We start from the raw sequence: 21,054 nt of genomic DNA on the forward strand, positions 1-21,054 counted from the left end.
GGCGCTTAACGTTTTTTCATGATCCTGGGGCATGAAGGACTGGAGAAGGGCAGATGGTTGGTCCCGAAGAGGTATTGAGTTTCTGGTTGGATGAGGTCGGAGAGTCCGGCTGGTATGTATCGGACCCGGCGCTGGATGCGCAGGTGCGCGAACGGTTTCTTGAGACGTGGGAAGGGGCGTGCGAAGGGCGGTTTTCGCTGTGGCTGACCTATCCCAGCGGCACCTTGGCTTACATCATTCTGATGGATCAGTTCCCGCGCAACATGTTCCGCGGCGAGGGGCGCGCCTTTGCCTCGGACCGGGCGGCGCTGGCGGCGGCCAAGGCGGCGATCGACAAGGGCTGGGACATGCGCATCGACGAACCGGCGCGGCAGTTCTTCTATCTGCCGCTGATGCATTCGGAAAACCTGTGCGATCAGGACCGGTGCGTGCGGCTGTTGTGCGAACGGATGCCGCTGACCGGCGAGAGCAACCTGCTACACGCTCGCGCCCACCGCGAGGTGATCCGTCAATTCGGCCGCTTCCCCTATCGGAACGAGGCCCTGCATCGCGCGACGACCGGGGCCGAGGCAGAATACGTCGAACTCGGCGGCTATGGCGCAACCCTGCGCAGGTTGCAGGCGGCCGGCTGAGCCGTCGTAGCCCCGCGCGTCAGCCCTCTGCGGGCACGCAGGTGCGGATGTCGTTGACGGCCGCGGAAAACGCTCTGGCGGCGGATTGCATCGACGTTTCGATCGCCTGATCGACCAGTTCGCGCGGCGCCGCTTTCAGCGCGTCGATCCTGTCGCCGGCCTGGACCACGCGCGCCTCCATCTTCGCCACCCGCGCCTGCACCGCCTGCAACGCGGCCGAGTTGACCTCCCCCGTTTGCGACTTGAGCGCGACCAGATCGGTCCGCAGCGCGGCCAGTTCCGTGGTCATGGCCTGCACATCCTGACGCAGAGGGGCGACCACCTGCAAGTTGGAGGCAAACGTTCCCACCATCCCGTCGACGGTTGCGGTCAGCCGTCATGCGAAGAACAGGCAAAGCGCCGCCAGCAGCAGGGTCGCGTTCACCAGCGCCAGCGCGAGATCCTTCAGCAGTTTGGCCATGTAATAATCCTTCTCTGTCCCGACGCCCTGGCATCACGGGCGCATCTTGCCGGTCTTCGCCCAGTCCGGCCACAGCCCCAGCCATTCGATCCCGTAGATGATCAGGACAATGGCGATGATCGCCAGCACCAGCTTGACCCGCGCCTCGGACGGCGGACGGTGCGCCCATTTCGCCATGCGCAGGAACCATCGGGTCATTCGACAAAGCTCACCTTGCCGATGAAGGGCAGGTTGCGGTTGCGCTGGGCAAAGTCGATCCCATAGCCCACGACGAATTCGTCGGGGATCTCAAAGCCGATCCAGTCGGCCACGAATTCGACCTCGCGCCGGCTGGGCTTGTTCAACAGCGCGATGGTCTTGAGCCGCGCAGGTTCGCGGCTGAGCAGCAGGTTGGTGACGTGGTTCAGCGTGTGCCCGGTGTCGATGATGTCCTCGACCACCAGCACGTCGCGGCCCTCGATCGCGCCGCGCAGATCCTTGAGGATGCGCACTTCGCGGCTCGATTCCATCGAATCGCCATAGGAGGAGGCCTCGATGAAATCGACCTCGATCGGCAGGTCCAGTTCGCGCACCAGATCGGCGATGAACACGAAGCTGCCACGCAGGAGCCCCACGACCACCAGCTTGTCGGTGTCCTCGAATTCCTCGGCGATTTCCCGGCTCAGTTCCTCGATCCGCGCCGCGATCGCCTTGGCCGAGATCATTTCCTCTATGACATAAGGCCGCTTCGGCATGATGCCCCCCTTGATCTTCGCGCCCAACCATACGACATGGGGCGCCACTGTCACCACTCAAACGGTTGCCAGATGCCGCGCCATTCGGAAACACGACGCCTGCCTTATACCGCCCGCCAGATGTATGACCTTGTGGCCGATGTGGCGTCCTATCCGAAATTCCTGCCCTGGTGCGCGGCGGCCCGGATCCGTCGGCGCGTGCCGCAGGACGACCACGAACTGATGGAGGCCGATCTGGTGATCAGCTTCAAGGTGTTCCGCGAACGATTCGGCAGCCGGGTGACGCTGTGGCCAGCGCAATTGAAGATCGACACCGAATATCTCGATGGCCCGTTCCGGTATCTCAAGTCGAACTGGACCTTTCGCGATTGCGATGAGGGCGGGTGCGAGGTGTCGTTTTACGTCGATTTCGAGTTCCGCAACGCCATTCTGCAAAAGGTGATCGGCGCGGTGTTCAACGAGGCAATGCAGCGCATCGTCCGCGCGTTCGAGACCCGCGCGGCCGAGCTTTACCCGCGGGGCGCTTGACGAACCCTTCTTTCGCCCTCATCATCGGGACATGCTGCGTGCGATGTTCCTGTTCGCCTGGCTGGCGGGGTCGGCCGCCGCCGGTACCGGCTGCAAGGAATTGTGGTTCACCCGAAACCTGATCATGGACCGCGCCGGTCATTGCTTTTCCACGCCGCTGGGGCAGGCGCTGTTCGACAATGCCGACTGCACCGGGGTGCAGCCCCGGCTCGCGTCGCCGGAGGCGGCGCTGGTGGCCCGGATCCGGCAGATCGAGGCGCGCCACGGCTGCCGGGTCGATACCTCGCGCCGCTGGCTCGATCTGCCCGACATCGCGTTCCGCCGGGTGCTTCAGGATCTGCCGATCCCGGACGAGCTGGGCTGGGGCTGTCTCGGCTGGACCGGCCCGGTCACCCCGCTCTATTCCGGCCATCGCGGGCCGTTCCACGCGATCGGCCAGGTGACAGCGGGCGACTACGTGTCCTTTTCCCACCTTCCCGTCGGCGACTGGGCATATGTCCAGGTCCACGCACCGGTATGGGGCCCGTTCAAGAGCGCGGGCTGGCTCTACTGGCCGGGCCCGGTGCCTTGCGCCGCCGAGGCCGGCTGAGCGCGCCTGCCGTATCGGCGCTTTCATTGCGGCGCGCTTGCGCTAATGTCGGCGCATGATGCTTGCGACGTCACTTGCCGAATTCGCGACCGCCCCGGTTCGGGCCAGCGACGCCGCGCGCGTCGTGATCCGGCTCTCGGCGCTCGACTGGCTCGCCGTCGGGAGGGCCGGCGCGGACGAGCCGGTGTCCCGCATCCTGCGCGCCCAGGCCGAAGAGGAGGGCGGCGCGCGGCAGGCGCATCTTTTTGGTGGCGGCATGGCCCCGGCGCGGATGGCGGCGCTGGTCAACGGCACCATCTCGCACGCCCTCGACTATGACGACACGCATTTCGCGCATATCGGCCACCCGTCCGTCGCGGTATTCCCCGCGGCGCTGGCCGTGGCCGAGCTGTTCGACCGGTCGCTGTCCGAGCTGCTCGAGGCCGCGCTGGTCGGTGCGGAACTGTCGATCCGGGTCGGCCTGTGGCTGGGGCGCGATCACTACCAGCGAGGGTTTCACCAGACCGCCACCGCAGGCGCCTTCGGCGCGACTGCGGCGGCGGGGCGGCTGGCCGGGCTGGATGCGGGTGGGATGGCCCATGCGCTGGGCCTGACCGCCACCCGCGCGGCGGGGCTCAAGGCGCAGTTCGGCACCATGGGCAAGCCGTTCAACGCGGGCCTTGCCGCATCGGCCGGGGTCGAGGCCGCGCTTCTGGTGCGCCGCGGCCTGATCGCCAACCCGGAGGCGCTGGACGGCGCGCAGGGCTTCGGCGCGACCCATCACGGAGCGGGGGACAGCGTCGCCGCCACCGGGGGGCTGGGCGAACGCTGGCTGTTCGAAGACGTCAGCCACAAGTTTCACGCCTGCTGCCACGGGCTGCATGCGGCGCTCGAGGCGGCGCGGGAACTGGACATTGCGGGTCGGGACGTGGCGGCGATCCATGTCCGCACCCATCCCCGCTGGATGAGCGTCTGCAACCAGCCCGCACCCACCACGGGACTGGGGGCCAAGTTCAGCTATCGCACGGTTCTGGCCATGGCGGCGGCGGGCATGGACACGGCGCGGCTGGACAGCTTCTCGGACGCCATCTGCGCCGACCCGCGCGTCGTTGCGCTGCGCGACCGGGTCACGGTCGAGTCCGACGATGCGCTTTCCGAAACGGCGGCCGAACTGGAACTCACCCTGCGCGACGGCCGCCGCCTGACTGCGCGCCGCGACCTTCTGCACCCGATCCACCTGTCCGAAAGGCAGACGCGCGTTCGCGCCAAGGCCGCGGCGCTGATCGGCCCGGACAGGGCCGACGCCGTCTGGGCCTGTCTGCATGCAAATGCCGGCGCCGGAGACTTCGCCACATTTCTCCGGCCCTGATTCTGCACATATTGCCGCATTGATCCGATCATGCGTAGCTGGTGGAAGAAAAACTGCAAAGCTCGCCCGGGACCATTCTCCGGGCTGCGCCCGCGCCAAAATGCTGACACGGAGTGGCCGCGTTTTGCGCAAAATTTCCTGCGAGGCTTTCGTTCCGCTGCCAATAGACGGAAATTCGCAAGATGGATACGCGCATGCCTCGCCAGGATCCGCGCCACGCAGTTCTCTTCGAACTGCTGCGCCAGCAAAGCCTGTCCGCCCGGATCACCGACCGCCAGCGGTGGCGGGCCCGGATCGACCGGCGCGACACGGCGTTCGCTCGTCTCAAGGATCAGGCCGAACGCTCCTGGCGTCGCCCGCCTGAGCCGCCGCGAGCCGGCTAACCCCGGAACCCCGTCGCCACCACGAATTTCTCGGAACTGTCGGCCCGCGATGCCGGCGGCTTCACGTTCTGAACCTTGGCGAATTTCTGTTTCAGCAGCTTCTGCAACTCGCCTTCGGCCCCGCCGGCCAGAACCTTGGCCACGAAGGTGCCGCCCTCGTCCAGCACGTCAAAGGCAAAATACGCCGCAGCCTCGCACAGCGCGATGATGCGCAGATGATCGGTCTGCTTGTGCCCCGAGGAGGCCGCCGCCATGTCCGACATCACCACGTCGGCCTTGCCACCCAGCCATTCCTTGACCTTGTCGTCGGCGCCTTCGGACATGAAATCCAGCTGGTGGATCTCGGCGCCTGGGATCGGCTCGACCTCCTGCAAATCCACACCCAGAACCGAGCCCACGGCCTTGCCCTTCTTCTCGCCCAGCGCGTTGACCCGCTTCACCGCCACCTGACACCACCCGCCCGGCGCGCAGCCCAGATCCACCACCCGCGCCCCCGGCACCAGAAAGCGGAACTTGTCGTCCAGCTCCAGGATCTTGAACGCAGCGCGGCCGCGATAGCCTTCGGCCTTGGCGCGCTTGACATATGGGTCGTTCAGCTGCCGCTGCAGCCAGCGGGTCGAACTCAGCTTGCGCCCCCGCGCGGTCTTCACCTTGACCTTCAGATCGCGCTGTCCGCGCCCGGAAGTATTCTTGGCCATGGCCCCGGTCTCCATTCAGACCAAGGGAGATACGCGTTCGATGCGCGGCCGGCAAGGGTTCTCATGCCATGGCCCATCGTTCAGCTTTCCCTCGCTTCTTCAGCTTGTCTGAAATACCCCCGGGAGGCCTCGGCGAAAGGCGCCGTTTTCGGGAGTTCCGACTGTGCGCGGGCATTTGCGGTTGTTTTCGAATGGGCGGACGCGCCGGGTTGGGCGGGGTGTCGCCACGGTTCGACGCGAAGAGAACGGCTCGGGGGGGCGATCAGCCGAACTTGCCATGAGGCGCGCGTCTTTGGCGAGGTTCCAGGCGATCGCGGCCGGTTGCCGCTGGCAGCGGCTAGCATCAGCGTCAGCGCCGGATAGCCGGGCCGGCCCTTCTCCTTTGCCGCTTGAGGCAGAAGCGGTTCGATCCGCGACCAGTGGGTCGCCGCCTCGATCCCGTCAAGGGCGTGACCGCAAGGGCGTGACCGCGGGGTGATCCTCAAGTTCGGGACCGACGAAAGGGGCGCGCCGGGAGATGAATTCCTTGCGCATGACCCCAAATGTCGCCGCTTTCGACACAACCGGAATCCGCGCCTTTCGCTGAGACCTCCCGGGGGGGGGCGGGGGCTGGTTCCCGGTCCCGTCACCGCCGCGTGCGGACCTCCGCCGCTCAGCCCTCGAGCGCGGCCACGCCGGGCAGGGTCTTGCCCTCCATCCATTCCAGGAACGCGCCGCCGGCGGTCGAGACATAGGTGAAGTCACCCGCCACCCCGGCCTTGTTCAGCGCGGCCACCGTGTCGCCTCCGCCGGCCACGGTCTTGAGCTTGCCGGCCTTGGTCAGTTCGGCAGCCTTGCGCGCCGCCGCATTGGTGGCCGCGTCAAAGGGTTCGATCTCGAAGGCGCCCAGCGGGCCGTTCCAGATCAGCGTCTTCGCCCCTTCCATCACGGCCCCGATCCGCGCCACGGTTTCCGGACCCGCATCCAGGATCATCGCGTCCACCGGGCAGGCATTGGCGGCCACCACCTCATGCGCCGCGCCCGCCTTGAATTCGCGTGCCACCACCACGTCCACCGGCAGCAGGATCTCGCAGCCTTCCTTGTCGGCCTTGGCCATGATGTCCACCGCCGTCGCCGCCATGTCGTGCTCGCACAGCGACTTGCCCACGTCGAGGCCCTGCGCGGCAAGAAACGTGTTGGCCATCCCTCCGCCGATCACCAGGTGATCCACCTTTTCCACGAGATTGCCCAGCAGATCCAGCTTGGTGGACACTTTGGCCCCGCCCACCACGGCGATCACCGGACGTTCAGGGTTGCCCAGCGCGCCTTCCAGCGCCGACAGCTCCGCCTGCATCAGCCGTCCCGCGCAGGAGGGCAGCAACCGCGCCACGCCTTCGGTCGAGGCATGCGCCCGGTGCGCGGCGGAAAAGGCGTCGTTGACATAGACGTCGCCCAGCTTCGCGAACTCGGCCGCCAGCTCGGGGTCGTTCTTCTCTTCGCCGGGGCAGAACCGCGTGTTTTCAAGCAGCAGAACCTGGCCTTCCTTCAGAGCCTCGACCGCGGCCTCGGCCGCGGGGCCTCGGCAGTCGGCGCAGAACAGGACCGGCACGCCAAAGGCCGCCTCAAGCGCGGAAACCAGCGGCCGCAGCGACATCTCGGGCACCACCTTGCCCTTGGGCCGGCCGAAATGGGCCAGAAGGATTGGCTTGCCACCGGCCTTGAGGATATCGGCCACCGTCGGCGCCACCCGGCGGATGCGGGTGTCGTCGGTCACCTGGCCATCCTTGACAGGCACGTTGATATCCACCCGCACCAGAACCCGCTTGCCCGCAAGGTCCATGTCGTCCAGCGTCTTCCAGCCCATCGGCTCCCCCTGTCGAGAATTGAAATCGCCCGCTGTTTCACGGGATTCCGCATCCTGGTCAATGCGTCACATCACCCGCGACCCCGAACCGCCGCCGCAGCGCGGCGCGGATCCGGCCGGGCCGGGGCGGCCTCAGAGATCGGCGTGGAACTCCTCGATCAGGTGCAGCACCACGTCGCGCAGCGCCGCGTCGTGGGGCTTCTCGGCCTCGATCGATTCGCGATAGACCCGCCTTTGCCGGTCGGCGCTGGTGCCGGTTTCGATCGCCGTGCGCGCGGCTTCGACCTCTTTCAGACATCCCAGCGCCTCGGCGTCCTCGGCCACCAGTTCGATGATCTCGTCAAGCAGTTCGGCAAAGGGAACGACTTCGCGCCGGCCAAAGTCGATCAGTCCGCCGCCGATGCCATAGCGCTGGGCGCGCCAGCGGTTTTCGGCCACGAGGAAATTGTCGTAGATCCGCCAGCGCTGGTTGCGGCCCTTGAGCCGCCACAGGAACCGCGTCAGCGACTGGATCAGCGCGGCGATGGACAGGGTCGTTTCCAGCCGGGGCGACACGTCGCAGATCCGCGCCTCGATGGTGGGAAAGCGCGCCGAAGGGCGCAGATCCCACCAGATCTTGGAACTGTCCTCGATTAGGCCAAGGTCAACGAGGATCCGCACCGTGCGTTCATATTCGCCCCAGGAATTGAAGCGGGGCGGCAGGCCGGTCCGCGGCAGGTTGTCGAACACCGTCAGCCGGTAGGAGGCAAGCCCCGTGTCATCGCCCTGCCAGAACGGAGAGGATGCGGACATGGCCAGCAGGTGCGGCAGAAAATAGGTCAGCTGGTTGACGATGTCGGTGCGCAATTCGGGGGCTTCCAGGCCGACATGGACGTGCATGCCGCAGATCAACAGCCTGCGCGCGACGCCGCCCAGATCGCGGCGCAGTTCGTTGTAGCGGGGTTTGTTCGTGTGATGCTGCTCGCGCCAGGCCGAGAAGGGGTGGCAGGAGGCCGCGATCGGCGCAAGGCCGTATTCGGCGGCGTTTTTCGCGATCGTGCTGCGAAGACGCCGCAGGTCGGCGCGCGCTGCGTGGATGTCGGCGCAGACGGCGGTGCCGATCTCGATCTGGCATTGCAGGAATTCCGGGCTGACCTGGCCTTCGATATCGCGCTGGCAGGCCTCCATCAGCCCCTCGGGCGCGATGGCGAGATCGAGGGTTTCCCGATCGACGAGAAGGTATTCCTCTTCGATGCCGAGCGTAAAGTCTTGGGGCATGGGTTGTTCCTCCGTCCTGGGAGGCAGTGAACCGCGTTCGGGCGGGGTTGCCAAGCCTTTGATGGTGCGACCGAAAGCGCGCCTGCGGCGCGCTGCCTCCGGCGGGAGTATTTGCGGGCAAGATGAAGAGGGGGGTCAGCCGCGGGAAACGGGGCGTTCGATCACGCCGATCGCGTCGAGCGTGGCCTCGAATTCCGAGCGGTGGGGATCGAAGGCGCGGGCGCGGATCGCGTCGAACCGGGCGCGCAGGGCCTGTTTCTCGGCCCCCTTGCAATCGTTCCAGGGGCGGCCCTGCAATCCCATCACCAGAACGTAGTAGCCGATGAAATGCGGTTTCGTGCCGCTTTGCAGCAGGCGCGCGTAGGTTTCGTCGGCGCCCAGCGCGCGCAGATCTTCGGCCGAGTGGATGCCGGCGCGCGCGCAGGCCGCTTCGAAGGCCGGGCCGAGATTGCGGATCGAGGAGGCGGGTTCGGGCATGGCGCGACTGTAGCGGGCGCAGGCGGCGAAGGAAACCGGCAGGTGGGATTGACAGCGCTGCCCGTTCGGCGGAAAGGGCGAGCATGGCGGTTCCTGAGGGTATCGAGGATTTTGCGGGCCACTGGCGGATCAAGCGCCGGATCGACGACCTGCGGGCGGGGCAGGTGATCCGCGGGCAAGGCACGGCGACCTTCGTGGCCGTCGGGGCGCGGCGGCTGACCTGTGACGAGGCGTTGACGCTGGAGCTGACCGGTCAGAAACCCTTGCAGGGCCAGAGGCGCTATCTTTGGGAAGGTGACGAGGGTGCCATCAATGTCCTTTTCGACGACGGCCGGTTCTTTCACCGCATCGCGCTGGGTGCTTTGCGGTCCGAGGATCTGCACGATTGTCCGCCCGATCTCTATGCGGGAGACTACGATTTCTCGAACTGGCCGCTGTGGCGCGCGCGCTGGCGTGTGCGCGGGCCGCGCAAGGATTACGTGATGGTCACGGACTACCGCCGCGCCGCGGGCTGATCGGTCAGCCCCGGGCGAGATGTTCCAGGTAGTCCTTGTTCATGCAGTAGTCGGGCGCGTGGTCCAGGTGTGCCCGGCCCTGCTGAAGCGCCGCGCAGCCTTCCTGATCACGGCAGGCGGCGCAGCGGATCACGAGGCTGCGCATATTCGTGGCGTTCATGTCGGGGTTTTCCAACAGGTCGGACGCGATGTCCGCGCCCAGGCGGCGCGCCATGCCGCTGACCAGATCGCTGCTGTTGAAGACCTTGGAAAAGATGCCCATGGGTATTCCTCCTTGCGCGGGGTCGATGCATCGAAGTGACACCAGACTGACGCGCAGGTCGGGGGAGCGGCCTTGATTTCGGTCAAACGGCGGAAGCCTTCGATTGCTGCGTGTGCAAATCCGGGTTGCGGCAGCGCAGAGATTGCGGCATTCAGTTGCGAACGGTTCACGACTGAGGAAAGGGAGAACGTGACATGAGCCTGGCTGCGACCAAGGGTGTTCTGGCCGAGGTGCTGGGGCCGCAAGAGGGGGCCGCGTTGCGCGTGAAGCAGGTGGCGCTGGTGGTTCTGGGCATCGCCGCGCTGGCAATTTCGGCCAAGATCAAGGTGCCGATGTGGCCGGTGCCGATCACGATGGGCACCTTCGCCGTGCTGTCGATCGGGGCGGCCTATGGCGCGCGGCTGGGGCTGGCGACGATCCTGGGCTATCTGCTGGTGGGCGCGCTGGGCTTTGACGTCTTTGCCGGATCGTCGGCCGAGAAATACGGCCTGACCTACATGATGGGCGGCACCGGCGGCTATCTGGTGGGCTATGTGCTGGCCACCGTGGCACTGGGCGCGCTGGCCGCGCGCGGCTGGGATCGGTCCTTCGGCAAGATGGCGCTGGCCATGCTGATCGGCAACGTGCTGATCTATGTTCCCGGCCTGCTGTGGCTGGGGCAGCTCTACGGCTGGGACAAGCCGATCCTGCAATGGGGCCTGACGCCGTTCCTGGTGGGCGATGCGATCAAGCTGGCGCTGGCGGCGGTTCTGATGCCGACCCTGTGGAAGCTGGTGGGCAACGCCCGCGCCTGAGGCGAGAGAATTCGAAGATGGGGCCCGGGCCAAGCGTCCGGGCCTTTTTCGTTCCGCGTGCGGCGGCCCGACAGTGCGTTGCGCGTCTCGACAGGCGGAGGACATCCCGCTAGCCTGACGGCATTTCTTTTCGGGGTTTTCGGGGACTGCTGGATGTTTCAATCTGCACTGCACAGGATTTTGCGAACCCTGCCGGCCGGTTTGGCAGTTCTCGCGGCGGGCGCGGCCTTTGCCGGGATGCCGGTGACCTAAAAGGACGGCGAGCGGGCGCTGTTTCGTGTCGAGGTGCCCGATTTCTGGACCGTGCGCAGCGGCGGCGAACGCGTGCTGACGCCGCCCTCGCGGGATGAGCCGCGCCTTGTGCAGCGGGTGATCGGGCTGCAGCCGACCGCCGAGCCCAGGGTCTGGGTGGGCTTCGTCTCTCCCGAAGGCGTGTCCGACTTTGCCGCAGCCACGGCATATCTGAGGGATATCAGCCCGTTTCTGGTCAAGAATCCGCAAACCTCTCCGGGCCGGCGGCTGCGGATCGGCGGGCTGCCCGCGCTCAGCTTCAGCGGCAGCGGCACCCGCGACGGCCATTCCGTTTCGTTTGTGGCGACCGTGATCGACCTTCCGGGCGGGCGCATGGCGGTTTCGGTGGCGGTGATGGAGCCGGGCGTCAGCGAAACGGCCATCGACGAGGTGAACGCGATCTACCGGTCATTCCGCGTCGCGCGATGAAGGAGACAGCACCGATGATGTTGCCGCGCCGATTGAGTCTTGGTCTGGGGGTCATGGGGGCTGCCCTGTTGCTCGCCGCCTGCGATCCCGATGCTCAGCCGTCATCCTCGAGCGTCTATTACGATTCGCTGCTGTGGAACGACTATTATTACGGCTGTCCCGGCTGTCCGCCGCCGGGCTATCGGCCGGCGCCGCCACGCCCGCCGATCGGCACCGTGCCGCCCCGGCCGACCCCGCCGATCCACCGGCCGAGGCCCACACCGCTGCCGGCGCGGCACTGAGGCCGGTCAGTCGGCCAGTTCGGTTTCGACCCGCGCGCCTTGGGTCAGCGTGCCATGCACGGGGCATTTGTCCGCGATCTCCAGAAGGCGCGCGCGCTGCGCGTCATCCAGATCCCCAGACAGGCGGATGCGGCGGGTGAAACGGTCGATCTTGACGGGCCGGCCCGATGCCGCGTCCTCGGCATGGATCTTGTCATGGGTGACATCGACGCTGATGCCGGTCAGCGGCCAGCCCTTGCGGCGGGCATACATGCGGATCGTCATCGAGGTGCAGGCCCCCAGCCCCGCTGCGAGAAAGCCGTAGGGGGTCATGCCCCGGTTGGTTCCGCCGAAATCCGTGGGTTCGTCGGCCAGAACATGGTGCCACGGCCCGTCCTGCACGTCCTGCAGAAAGCCGTCCGGGTCGGTCTCCGTGACGCGCACGACGCCCTCGGGCGCGCCGGGGGGTGGGGCGGGCGGTTGCAGGTCGAGATAGCGCCGCGACCATGTCGCGATCACGTCGGCGGCGTATTCGGCGTCCTCCGCGCGCGAGATCAGGTGATCGGCGGTGTCCAGCGTGACGAAGCTCTTGGGATGTTTCGCGGCCTTGAAAATGGCGGTGGCGGCGTCGATGGCGACCACTTCGTCGCGCGGCGCGTGCATGACCAGAAGCGCGGCCTTGAGGTTGGCCAGCGCATCGGTCAGCGATTCGCGCGATACGTCTTCCACGAATGCCTTGCCGATGCGGAACGGGCGGCCGGCCAGAGTCACCTCGGCCACGCCCTCGCGCGCGATGTCGGGCAGGGCTTCGGCAAAGTGGCGGGTCACGCGCGCGACATCGAATGGCGCGTTCAGCGTCGCCACCGCGCGGGCCGACGGGATGCGCGCGCGCGCCTTGAGCACCGCCGCCCCGCCGAGCGAGTGCCCCACCAGCAGGGCAGGGGCCATGCCGCGCCCGGCAAGGTAGTGTGCGGCGGCGACCAGATCCCCGACATTCGAGGCGAAGGTGGTGTTGGCGAACTCGCCGCCGGAATGGCCCAGCCCGGTGAAATCGAACCGCAATACGGCGATCCCCATCGCGGCCAGCCGCCCCGCAATCCTTCGCGCGGCGGGGATGTCCTTGCCGCAGGTAAAGCAATGCGCGAACAGCGCCGTGGCCAGAACCGGACCGTCCGGCAGATCCAGCCGCGCGGCCAGATTGCCGCCGTCGTGGCCGGAAAAGGTGATCTTTTCGATTGGCATTTTTCGTCTCCGTCCCTTGGCATGAGCGCGAGATCCAATCTGAGCGCCGCCGCATTCTCCGGCAACCCATGTCGCGCCTTCGTGAAGCGGCACAGGACGCCTCTCTCCGCAGCGCCTTTTTTCAATTTGATCTGGCGCATGGAAGCGCGCGCGAATGAGCAATTGCTCGATTCGTGAGGTGGGATGGTGGCGGTCACCACCCCGCGCAAGAGGAGACCAACGGAATGAAAAGTATTCTTGTCACTGCGGTGGTTGTCACACTGGGAACTGCCGGGGCGGGTTGGGCCGCCGGTGATCTGAGCCGCGCAAACGTCCAGACCGTGCGATTGGAGATGGGGACGAATGACGATGGGATGTATTTCAAGCCCAATGACCTGACCTTTGAAACCGGCAAGGCCTACAAGCTGGAAATGGTCAACGTGGACGACATCAAGCACGAGGTGTCGCTGAACGAACTGACCGAGCGTATCTTTACACGCAAGGTCGAGATCGAGACCCCCGACGGCGATCTGATCGCCGAGATCAAGGGCCAGATCCACGAAGTCGAGATCGGCCCTCACAAGACGGTGGATTGGTTCTTTGTGCCGGTTCAGACCGTGGACGATGCCGAGATCACCTGCGAGATCGAGGGCCACAAGGAAGCCGGCATGTGGGCCAAGGCCCGCATCAAGTAATCCAGACATAGAGAGCGGAGCCATCCGCCCCGCTCTCCGTCTATTGGGCCGCGCCGAGCGATCGGACGCGGCCTGGGGGCGTCATTCCTCGCCCATCAATGCCGGATCAAAGGGGTAGGTGGTCAGGTTCTCATACCCGTTTTCGGTGATCAGCACCTGATCCTCGAGCTTGATCGAGAAATCGCCCCCCACTTCGCCCACGCAGGCCTCGACGCACAGAACCATGCCGGGCTCCAGCGCATAATCGAACGCGCCCGGCACCGCCTTGTCCGGATAGGCCACGAGCGGCCATTCATCGCACAGGCCCACCCCGTGCATCAGGCAGCCATATTTGAGCTTCTGATAACGGTCGTCGAGCCTGTGGGCATTGGCCGTCAGTTCGGGGATGGTGACGCCGGGGCGCAGCATCTCCATGTTGGTCATGATGTGTTCATGGGCGTGCCGCATCGCATAGATCATGTCGGCGCGCGGTTTTCGATCGCCGATCCACCAGGTGCGCGAGATGTCCACGCAGATGCCGTAGCTGCCGATGAGATCGGTGTCGAAGGCCAGGATTTCATTGTTCCGGACGATCCTCGGCCCGCATTCCTGAAACCACGGATTGGTGCGCGGCCCGCTGGTCAAGAGCCGGGTCTCGATCCATTCGCCGCCGCGGCGGATGTTTTCGGCATGCAGCACCGCCCAGATGTCGTCTTCGCTGGTCTCGCCCCGCGGCACGTTCTCGCGCGCGAACCGCTCCATCTCGGCAACCGATTTCTCGCAGGCATACATGGCGCAGCGCATGGCCAGGATCTCGTCCGGGCCCTTCACCGCGCGGGCCTTCTCGGTCACCTCCTCGCCCTCCATGATCTGCAACCGCTGCGCCTCCAGCGCGCGCAGCCCGTGCAGCATCACCTTGTCCACCGCCAGCCGCCGGTTGCCGGGTGCGTGTTCGGCCAGCAGGATGCGCACCTCGTTGCTGAACGCATCCGCGGCTACGTCGATCTTGTCGCCCCGGTCGAAATAGAACAGATCCGCCCCCGACCGCGCCTCTCGTACCAGCGGGTTGAAGGCGGTCAGGAAGGGCGAGTTCTTGTAGTCCCAGATCACCATGTAGCCATCGGCGCACAGCAGCACCGCGCGGAACGGGTTGTGGGTGTTCCACAACTGCATGTTGGTGCTGTCGGTAGCGTAACGGATGTTGAGCGGATCGAACATCAAAAGCCCCGCATAGTCGCGCTCCACGATGTGCCGGGTCAGCCGCCTCCAGCGATGTTCGCGCATGCGCGGCAGGTCGGGCAACTCCAGCCCCGCCTCGGCCCATTCGGCAAAGGCGAGCCGAGTCGGCCCGATCTCGATCCGGTTGCCGTCGTTCGGCGTGCCGTCCCCCAGCCGGTCGCCCCGCGTCGGGTCGATCTTGCGCATGTCGCGGTAATGGCTCGTCTGCATCTCGCGCCTCCCGTGGCCGTCTCCAGCACTCTGGGCGCGCCGCGCGACCTGTGCCGTCCCGCAAGCGACACTTTTTCATGTCGTTTTCCGGCCTCCGCGTGTAACCGGGGGCCATGACCGCGATCTTGCAGAAAACGATTCCCTACGACGCCTTCGCCCCCCGCCGCCTGCCGGGGATCGCGCCGCTGGACTCCTCGGATTGGTTGATCCGGGATGAGGCCTTCGCCGGCCAGATGGCGCTGCGCGACGAGCTTGTCGCGACCCGCCGGGATGCGGTGATCGCGCTGGACGCGGCGGCGGAACCGGCTGCGCAGGAGCTTCTCGATACGGCTCTTACCCACGCCTACGCCGGCGCCGCAGAGCGGGTCACCCGGCCCGACGGCGCCACCGTGCCGATCGACCGGGCCGACCCGATGGGCACGCTGGCCCGGCTGGTGCAGGAAGACCTCTGCATTCTCGAAAAACGCGGCGGCGAACACATGCTCACCGCCGCCGCCCTTTGTTTTCCCGCCAGCTGGTCCCTGGCCGAGAAGTTCCGGCGCCCGCTCACCACGATTCACGACCCCGTCGCCGACTACGACCCGAATATCGCCGCCCGGGTCCAGCGGCTCTTCGACGGCATCCAGCCGGGCCGCCCGCTCTGGCGCTTCAACGCGCTGTGGTATGACGATCCCGCCCTGCATCAGCCCCGCGGCGAACGCGACGGCCGAGATCCGGTCGATTCCGCCACGGCGCCCTTCTTCCGCAGCGAACGCCAGTGCCTGATGCGCCTTCCGCAAACCCGCGCCGTGGTCTTTTCCATCCACACCTATGTTCTGACCCGTGCCGACGCCTTGGCCCTTGAACAAACGTCCCAGCCTTCATCCCCATGAGCCGTCCCCCGCCCCTGCTTCTTTCTGGTCCGAAATACCCCGGGGAGCGGGAGGGGCAGCGCCCCTCGCATGGGTCGTTTTTCCGCGCTTCCGGCGCGAGGGGCAGCGTTCCTCGCAAATCCGCTCTTCCTCCCCCCATCCCGATCGGCTAAGCCGCTGCCATGACACTCACGGTGACCGATCTCAGCATCGCCCGAGGCGGCGTGCCGGTGCTCGAAGGGCTGAGCTTCACGCTCGATGCCGGCCGGGCGCTGATCCTGCGCGGCCCCAACGGGATCGGCAAGACGACGCTCTTGCGCACCGTGGCCGGCCTCCAGCCCGCAATCTCCGGGCGGATCAAGGGGGCCGAGGACCGCATCGCCTATGCCGGCCATTCCGACGGCATCAAGCCGACTCTCACGGTGGCCGAGAACCTGACCTTCTGGGCGCGCGTGTTCGGTGCGGGGTCGATACAGCCCGCGCTGGACGCCTATGACCTGGGCGACCTGACCGACCGCCACGCCGGCAATCTCTCGGCAGGGCAGAAACGCCGGCTGGGCCTGTCGCGGCTGCTGGTCACGGGCCGCCCGATCTGGGTGCTGGACGAACCCACCGTGTCGCTGGACAAAAGCGCGGTGGCCATGTTCGCCGATGCCGTGCGCGCGCACCTGGCCAAGGGCGGCAGCGCGCTCATCGCCACCCATATCGAACTGGGGCTCGAGGGCGAGACGCTGGACGTTGGCCCCTTCAAGGCCACGCCCCCGCCCATCGAGGATTTCGACGGAGGCTTCCTGTGATCGCCCTGCTGTCGCGCGACCTGAAACTGGCCTTCCGCGCAGGCGGCGGCTTCGGTCTGGGGCTGGCCTTCTTCCTGATCGTGACCACGCTGGTTCCGTTCAGTGTGGGCCCGCAATCCGCGCTTTTGCAGTCCATCGCGCCGGGCGTGCTGTGGCTGGGCGCGCTGCTGGCCTGCCTGCTGTCGCTCGACCGGCTGTTGGCGCTCGACTGGGAGGACGGATCGCTGGACCTGCTGGCCACAGCGCCGCTGCCGCTGGAGGGCGTGGTGACGATCAAGGCGCTGGCGCACTGGCTGACCACCGGCCTGCCGCTGGTGCTGGCCGCGCCGGTGCTGGGGATTCTCCTGAACCTGCCGCAGGCGGGCTATGCATGGCTGTTGATCTCGCTGGCGCTGGGCACCCCCGCGCTTAGCGTCATCGGCACCTTCGGCGCGGCGCTGACCGTGGGGCTCAAACGCGGCGGGCTGCTGCTCAGCTTGCTGGTGCTGCCGCTCTATGTGCCCACGCTCATCTTCGGGGCCGAGGTCGCCCGGCGCGGGGCGCTGGGCATGGACACTGCAACGTCGCTTCTCATGCTCGCGGGCATTACGGCCGCAGTAATCGCGCTGCTGCCGTTCGCCAGCGCGGCGGTGTTGCGGATCAACCTGCGGTGAGCAGCGAATGAATTGCCGGCGGTGAAAAGAAGGGCTAGATAGCACCCATGTCGATCTCGCAGAAAATGAACGCGCTCTGGGAATACGCCAACCCGCGCAAGTTCCTGGCCACGACCGAGCGCGCGCTGCCCTTCTTCTGGACCACCGCCGCGATCGCCACGGTTGCGGGACTGGTCTGGGGCTTCTTCTTTACCCCGGATGACTACCGGCAGGGATCCACGGTAAAGATCATTTACCTGCATGTCCCGGCGGCGATGCTGGCGATCAACTGCTGGCTGATGATGCTGGTGACCTCGCTGGTCTGGCTGGTGCGTCGCCACCATGTCAGCGCGCTGGCCGCCCGCGCCGCCGCGCCGATCGGGGCGACGATGACGGTGATCGCGCTGATCACCGGGGCGATCTGGGGACAGCCGATGTGGGGCACCTGGTGGGCCTGGGATCCACGGCTGACGTCATTTCTGATCCTGTTCCTGTTCTACCTGGGCTACATCGCGCTCTGGGAGGCGATCGAGAACCCCGATACCGCCGCCGATCTGACGGCCGTCCTGTGCATCGTCGGCTCGGTCTTTGCCGTGCTGAGCCGATACGCGGTGAATTTCTGGAACCAGGGGCTGCATCAGGGCGCATCGCTCAGCCTCGACAAGGAAGAGCACGTCGCGGACGTGTTCTATTATCCGCTGGTGCTGACCATCGCTGGTTTCGTGCTGCTGTTCATCGCGCTGGTGCTCTACCGCACCGGCACCGAGATCCGCGCCCGGCGCACCAAGGCGCTGCTGGCGCGCGAAAGGGTGGGAGCCTGATCATGATTCCCGATCTTGGCAAATATGCCGATACGGTTCTGTCGGCCTATGCCATCTCGATCCTGCTGCTGGTCGCGCTTGTGGTTCTTAGCCTGCGCCGGGGGCGCAAGGTCCGCGAAGAGATGGAGCGGACCGAAGCACGCCTGACCAGTCGGCGCTGAGGCCGCAGTTTCGCGGCCGGCGACTTCACGTCGAAATCGCCGGACCGAGCGCATGAATTGCGGCCTGCGGCCCGCCTTTGTCCCGCTGCGGGCAAGACGGGCAGGAGGCCGGAATACGGTGGGTTGCCTCAGGCGAGCATCGCCACGGGGTTTTCAAGATTGTCCTTGATCGCCTGAAGAAGTTGCGCGCCAAGCGCGCCGTCGATCACGCGGTGATCCACCGACAGCGTCACCGACATGACCGTGGCGACGGTCAGTTCCCCGTCATCCCCCACGACCGGTTTCTTCACGCCCGCACCCACCGCAAGGATCGCGGCATGGGGAGGGTTGATGACCGCGTCGAAATTGTCGATCCCGAACATGCCGAGATTGGAAATCGCAAAGCTGCCGCCCTGGTATTCATGCGGGGTAAGCTTTCGGTCGCGGGCGCGGGTGGCAAGATCCTTCATCTCGGCCGAAAGGGCCGAAAGCGACTTCTTGTCGGCATCCTGAAGGACCGGGGTAAACAGGCCACCCTCGACGGCCACGGCGACGGCCACATCCGAGGGCTTGAGCCTCAGGATCCGGTCGCCGGCCCAGACGGCATTGGCATCGGGCACCTGTTGCAGCGCCTGGGCGCAGGCCTTGATGATGAAGTCGTTGACACTGAGCTTGATCCCGCGATCGGCCAGCTGCGCGTTGAGCTCGGCGCGGAACTTAAGCAGCGCGTCCAGCCGGATGTCGCGGCGCAGGTAGAAATGCGGGATCGTCTGCTTGGCCTCGGTGAGCCGCGCGGCGATTGTCTTGCGCATGCCGTCCAGCGTGACCTCTTCGTAGTCGCGGCCTTCGTACATGCGCGCGACGGCATCGGCCGAGACCGCCGGAGCAGGCGCTGCGGCGGGTGCGGCGGCGGCGGTCGCGGGCGCTGCGGCGGGTTGCGGGGCCGGGGCAGGGGCCGCTGCCGTGGCGGCCAGAACGTCCGCCTTGACGATCCGCCCGTGCGGGCCGGAGCCCTGGATCGCGGACAGGTCCAGCCCCTTTTCGGCGGCAATGCGGCGGGCGAGCGGCGAGGCGAAGATGCGCGCGCCGCCGGCGGTCGCCGGAGCTGCCGGAGCCGGCGCTGCGGCGGTCGGAGCAGGCGGTGTTGCCGGGGCAGGGGACGGCGCAGCCGGTGCGGCGGCCGGTGCCGGGGCCGCGGGGGCGCTCGCGTCTCCGACCTCTTCGCCCTCTTCCACGAGGATGGCGATGGGCGTGTTGACCTTCACGCCCTCGGTGCCTTCGGGGATCAGGATCTTGCCGATCACCCCTTCATCGACGGCCTCGAACTCCATCGTGGCCTTGTCGGTTTCGATCTCGGCGATCACGTCGCCGCTGGAGACGGTATCGCCTTCCTTGACCAGCCATTTGGCCAGCGTGCCTTCCTCCATGGTCGGAGACAGGGCGGGCATCAGGATTTCGGTGGGCATGGGCTATGCTCCTGGATAGGTCCGGGTGCGAGGGGCGCTGCCCCTCGCGCTCCCCGGGATATTTTCAGCAAGAGGAAGGGGAAAGGTCGCGCCGATCACCGATAGGTCACCTCGTGGACGGCGGCGACCACCTCGTCGGTGGTGACCAGCGCGTGACGTTCCAGGTTCGCCGCATAGGGCATCGGCACGTCCTTGCCGGTGCAGTTGATGACCGGCGCGTCGAGCCAGTCGAACGCCTCGCGCATGATGACCGAGCCGATGTAGTTCCCGACCGAGCCCTGCGGCCAGCCTTCCTCGACCGTGACGCAGCGGTTGGTCTTCATCACCGAGCGGATGACGGTGCCGGTGTCCATCGGGCGCAGGGTGCGCAGGTCGATCACCTCGGCCGAGATGCCGTCGGCGGCGAGCCGGTCGGCGGCTTCGAGCGCGTAGGTCATGCCGATGCCGAAGCTGACGATGGTGACGTCCGACCCTTCGCGCCAGATCCGCGCCTTGCCGAAGGGGATGGTGAAGTCGTCCAGCACCGGCACCTCGAAGCTGCGGCCGTAGAGGATTTCGTTTTCCAGGAACACCACGGGGTTGGGATCGCGGATCGCCGATTTCAGCAGGCCCTTGGCGTCGGCGGCGGAATAGGGCATCGCCACCTTGAGGCCGGGGATCTGCATGTACCAGGCGGCATAGTCCTGGCTGTGCTGGGCGGCGACGCGGGCGGCGGCGCCGTTGGGGCCGCGGAACACGATCGGGCAGTTCATCTGACCGCCGGACATGTAGAGCGTCTTGGCCGCCGAGTTGATGATGTGGTCGATCCCCTGCATCGCGAAGTTCCACGTCATGAACTCGACGATCGGCCTGAGCCCGCCGAAGGCCGAACCGACGCCGATCCCGGCAAAGCCGTTTTCCGTGATCGGCGTGTCGATCACCCGGCGGGATCCGAATTCGTCCAGAAGCCCCTGGCTGACCTTGTAGGCGCCCTGATATTCGGCGACTTCCTCGCCCATCAGATAGACGCTTTCATCTGCGCGCATCTCTTCGGCCATCGCGTCGCGCAGGGCCTCGCGCACGGTCTGAGCCTTCATCGGGGTGCCCTCGGGCCAGTCCGGGGTCAGGTCGGCGGCGGGAGGTTCCGGCGCGGCGGGGGCCTGAGGTGCGGCGGCGGCTGGTGCGGCCGGGGCGGCAGGCGCCGTTTCCGCCGGGGCTGCGGCGGGGGCCGAAGCCGGGGCCGGGGCCGGGGCCGGGGCGCTGGCGTCGCCGACCTCTTCACCTTCCTCGACCAGAATGGCGATGGGCGTGTTGACCTTCACGCCCTCGGTGCCCTCGGGCACGAGGATCTTGCCGATCACCCCTTCATCGACGGCCTCGAATTCCATCGTGGCCTTGTCGGTTTCGATCTCGGCGATCACGTCGCCGCTGGAGACGGTATCGCCTTCCTTGACCAGCCATTTGGCCAGCGTGCCTTCCTCCATGGTCGGAGACAGGGCGGGCATCAGGATTTCGGTTGCCATG

General features: G+C 66.7%; 27 protein-coding genes. 15 read left to right on the forward strand and 12 right to left on the reverse strand.

Annotated elements, in window-relative coordinates:
- Positions 1–53 precede the first annotated feature (53 nt).
- Positions 54–632 carry a DUF924 family protein gene (locus tag C4S70_RS10825; protein WP_104008127.1) on the forward strand — a complete coding sequence of 193 codons (579 nt, stop codon included), beginning with the start codon at positions 54–56 and terminating at the stop codon, positions 630–632.
- 19 nt (positions 633–651) lie between these two features.
- On the opposite strand, the gene C4S70_RS10830 is transcribed toward C4S70_RS10825, so the two are convergent.
- The 3 genes from C4S70_RS10830 to hpt all read right to left on the reverse strand — a co-directional run bounded on the left by C4S70_RS10830 (position 652) and on the right by hpt (position 1,826).
- Positions 652–921, reverse strand: coding sequence for a hypothetical protein (locus tag C4S70_RS10830; protein ID WP_146064202.1), 270 nt, complete (start codon positions 919–921; stop codon positions 652–654).
- Positions 922–1,125: 204 nt separating this feature from the next.
- Positions 1,126–1,290 carry a hypothetical protein gene (locus C4S70_RS18835; RefSeq protein ID WP_200822754.1) on the reverse strand — a complete coding sequence of 55 codons (165 nt, stop codon included), beginning with the start codon at positions 1,288–1,290 and terminating at the stop codon, positions 1,126–1,128.
- Positions 1,287–1,826: a hypoxanthine phosphoribosyltransferase gene (gene hpt, locus C4S70_RS10835; protein ID WP_104008249.1), complete on the reverse strand. Its 540-nt coding sequence runs from the start codon at positions 1,824–1,826 to the stop codon at positions 1,287–1,289. The genes C4S70_RS18835 and hpt overlap by 4 nt, the downstream gene beginning before the upstream one ends.
- Positions 1,827–1,898: 72 nt before the next feature.
- On the opposite strand from hpt, the gene C4S70_RS10840 reads away from it, so the two are divergent.
- The 4 genes from C4S70_RS10840 to C4S70_RS10855 all read left to right on the forward strand — a co-directional run bounded on the left by C4S70_RS10840 (position 1,899) and on the right by C4S70_RS10855 (position 4,674).
- On the forward strand, positions 1,899–2,354 hold the full coding sequence (locus C4S70_RS10840; protein ID WP_104008129.1) for a type II toxin-antitoxin system RatA family toxin: 456 nt from the start codon (positions 1,899–1,901) through the stop codon (positions 2,352–2,354).
- Positions 2,355–2,385: 31 nt separating this feature from the next.
- Positions 2,386–2,943 (forward strand): DUF4453 domain-containing protein, encoded by a 558-nt coding sequence (locus tag C4S70_RS10845; protein WP_104008130.1) that lies wholly within the window; start codon positions 2,386–2,388, stop codon positions 2,941–2,943.
- Between the two features lie 55 nt (positions 2,944–2,998).
- Positions 2,999–4,291 (forward strand): MmgE/PrpD family protein, encoded by a 1,293-nt coding sequence (locus C4S70_RS10850; RefSeq protein WP_104008131.1) that lies wholly within the window; start codon positions 2,999–3,001, stop codon positions 4,289–4,291.
- A 194-nt stretch (positions 4,292–4,485) separates the two neighbouring features.
- A complete protein-coding gene (locus tag C4S70_RS10855) occupies positions 4,486–4,674 on the forward strand; it encodes a hypothetical protein (RefSeq protein ID WP_146064203.1) in 189 nt (62 codons plus the stop codon).
- Here the strand turns inward: C4S70_RS10855 and C4S70_RS10860 are convergent.
- The 4 genes from C4S70_RS10860 to C4S70_RS10875 all read right to left on the reverse strand — a co-directional run bounded on the left by C4S70_RS10860 (position 4,671) and on the right by C4S70_RS10875 (position 8,949).
- The gene (locus tag C4S70_RS10860) at positions 4,671–5,372 is read right to left on the reverse strand and encodes an RlmE family RNA methyltransferase (protein WP_200822755.1); all 702 of its coding nucleotides are present in this window, start codon (positions 5,370–5,372) and stop codon (positions 4,671–4,673) included. The genes C4S70_RS10855 and C4S70_RS10860 overlap by 4 nt on opposite strands.
- A gap of 652 nt (positions 5,373–6,024) precedes the next feature.
- On the reverse strand, positions 6,025–7,215 hold the full coding sequence (locus C4S70_RS10865) for a phosphoglycerate kinase (protein ID WP_104008134.1): 1,191 nt from the start codon (positions 7,213–7,215) through the stop codon (positions 6,025–6,027).
- A gap of 132 nt (positions 7,216–7,347) precedes the next feature.
- On the reverse strand, positions 7,348–8,472 hold the full coding sequence (locus C4S70_RS10870; RefSeq protein ID WP_104008135.1) for a carboxylate-amine ligase: 1,125 nt from the start codon (positions 8,470–8,472) through the stop codon (positions 7,348–7,350).
- A 135-nt stretch (positions 8,473–8,607) separates the two neighbouring features.
- Positions 8,608–8,949 (reverse strand): TfoX/Sxy family protein, encoded by a 342-nt coding sequence (locus tag C4S70_RS10875; protein WP_104008136.1) that lies wholly within the window; start codon positions 8,947–8,949, stop codon positions 8,608–8,610.
- Positions 8,950–9,032: 83 nt separating this feature from the next.
- On the opposite strand from C4S70_RS10875, the gene C4S70_RS10880 reads away from it, so the two are divergent.
- The gene (locus C4S70_RS10880; protein WP_104008137.1) at positions 9,033–9,464 is read left to right on the forward strand and encodes a DUF6314 family protein; all 432 of its coding nucleotides are present in this window, start codon (positions 9,033–9,035) and stop codon (positions 9,462–9,464) included.
- A 4-nt stretch (positions 9,465–9,468) separates the two neighbouring features.
- On the opposite strand, the gene C4S70_RS10885 is transcribed toward C4S70_RS10880, so the two are convergent.
- On the reverse strand, positions 9,469–9,726 hold the full coding sequence (locus C4S70_RS10885; RefSeq protein WP_104008138.1) for a DUF6455 family protein: 258 nt from the start codon (positions 9,724–9,726) through the stop codon (positions 9,469–9,471).
- Between the two features lie 194 nt (positions 9,727–9,920).
- On the opposite strand from C4S70_RS10885, the gene C4S70_RS10890 reads away from it, so the two are divergent.
- The 3 genes from C4S70_RS10890 (at position 9,921) to C4S70_RS10900 (ending at position 11,521) form a co-directional block, all read left to right on the forward strand.
- A complete protein-coding gene (locus tag C4S70_RS10890) occupies positions 9,921–10,520 on the forward strand; it encodes a biotin transporter BioY (RefSeq protein WP_104008139.1) in 600 nt (199 codons plus the stop codon).
- Positions 10,521–10,805: 285 nt separating this feature from the next.
- Positions 10,806–11,240: a hypothetical protein gene (locus tag C4S70_RS10895; protein WP_104008140.1), complete on the forward strand. Its 435-nt coding sequence runs from the start codon at positions 10,806–10,808 to the stop codon at positions 11,238–11,240.
- Between the two features lie 14 nt (positions 11,241–11,254).
- Positions 11,255–11,521: a hypothetical protein gene (locus tag C4S70_RS10900; protein ID WP_146064204.1), complete on the forward strand. Its 267-nt coding sequence runs from the start codon at positions 11,255–11,257 to the stop codon at positions 11,519–11,521.
- A gap of 6 nt (positions 11,522–11,527) precedes the next feature.
- Here C4S70_RS10900 and C4S70_RS10905 read toward each other — a convergent pair whose 3' ends face one another.
- Positions 11,528–12,742: a bifunctional alpha/beta hydrolase/OsmC family protein gene (locus tag C4S70_RS10905; RefSeq protein WP_104008142.1), complete on the reverse strand. Its 1,215-nt coding sequence runs from the start codon at positions 12,740–12,742 to the stop codon at positions 11,528–11,530.
- 224 nt (positions 12,743–12,966) lie between these two features.
- Here C4S70_RS10905 and C4S70_RS10910 point away from each other — a divergent pair, with 224 nt between their 5' ends.
- A complete protein-coding gene (locus C4S70_RS10910) occupies positions 12,967–13,416 on the forward strand; it encodes a cupredoxin domain-containing protein (protein ID WP_146064205.1) in 450 nt (149 codons plus the stop codon).
- Between the two features lie 81 nt (positions 13,417–13,497).
- On the opposite strand, the gene dddP is transcribed toward C4S70_RS10910, so the two are convergent.
- A complete protein-coding gene (dddP, locus tag C4S70_RS10915) occupies positions 13,498–14,844 on the reverse strand; it encodes a dimethylsulfonioproprionate lyase DddP (RefSeq protein WP_104008144.1) in 1,347 nt (448 codons plus the stop codon).
- 113 nt (positions 14,845–14,957) lie between these two features.
- Between dddP and C4S70_RS10920 the strand changes: the two genes are divergently transcribed.
- The 5 genes from C4S70_RS10920 to ccmD all read left to right on the forward strand — a co-directional run bounded on the left by C4S70_RS10920 (position 14,958) and on the right by ccmD (position 18,106).
- Positions 14,958–15,716 (forward strand): heme-dependent oxidative N-demethylase family protein, encoded by a 759-nt coding sequence (locus C4S70_RS10920; protein ID WP_104008145.1) that lies wholly within the window; start codon positions 14,958–14,960, stop codon positions 15,714–15,716.
- 161 nt (positions 15,717–15,877) lie between these two features.
- Entirely contained in the window at positions 15,878–16,492 is a 615-nt protein-coding gene (gene ccmA, locus C4S70_RS10925; protein WP_104008146.1) for a heme ABC exporter ATP-binding protein CcmA, read from the forward strand.
- Positions 16,489–17,145, forward strand: a complete 657-nt coding sequence (gene ccmB, locus C4S70_RS10930) for a heme exporter protein CcmB (protein WP_104008147.1) — start codon at positions 16,489–16,491, stop codon at positions 17,143–17,145. Before ccmA ends, ccmB begins: the two co-directional genes overlap by 4 nt.
- 47 nt (positions 17,146–17,192) lie before the next feature.
- Positions 17,193–17,945, forward strand: a complete 753-nt coding sequence (locus C4S70_RS10935; RefSeq protein ID WP_104008148.1) for a heme ABC transporter permease — start codon at positions 17,193–17,195, stop codon at positions 17,943–17,945.
- Between the two features lie 2 nt (positions 17,946–17,947).
- The gene (ccmD, locus tag C4S70_RS10940) at positions 17,948–18,106 is read left to right on the forward strand and encodes a heme exporter protein CcmD (protein WP_200822756.1); all 159 of its coding nucleotides are present in this window, start codon (positions 17,948–17,950) and stop codon (positions 18,104–18,106) included.
- 128 nt (positions 18,107–18,234) lie between these two features.
- Here the strand turns inward: ccmD and C4S70_RS10945 are convergent, their stop codons facing one another.
- Both C4S70_RS10945 and C4S70_RS10950 read right to left on the reverse strand, forming a co-directional pair.
- On the reverse strand, positions 18,235–19,551 hold the full coding sequence (locus tag C4S70_RS10945) for a pyruvate dehydrogenase complex dihydrolipoamide acetyltransferase (protein WP_104008149.1): 1,317 nt from the start codon (positions 19,549–19,551) through the stop codon (positions 18,235–18,237).
- Positions 19,552–19,646: 95 nt separating this feature from the next.
- Positions 19,647–21,053, reverse strand: coding sequence for a pyruvate dehydrogenase complex E1 component subunit beta (locus C4S70_RS10950; RefSeq protein WP_104008150.1), 1,407 nt, complete (start codon positions 21,051–21,053; stop codon positions 19,647–19,649).
- Position 21,054: the final 1 nt, after the last annotated feature.

Source organism: Jhaorihella thermophila, from assembly GCF_900108275.1.
In the GTDB taxonomy this organism is placed as follows: domain Bacteria; phylum Pseudomonadota; class Alphaproteobacteria; order Rhodobacterales; family Rhodobacteraceae; genus Jhaorihella; species Jhaorihella thermophila.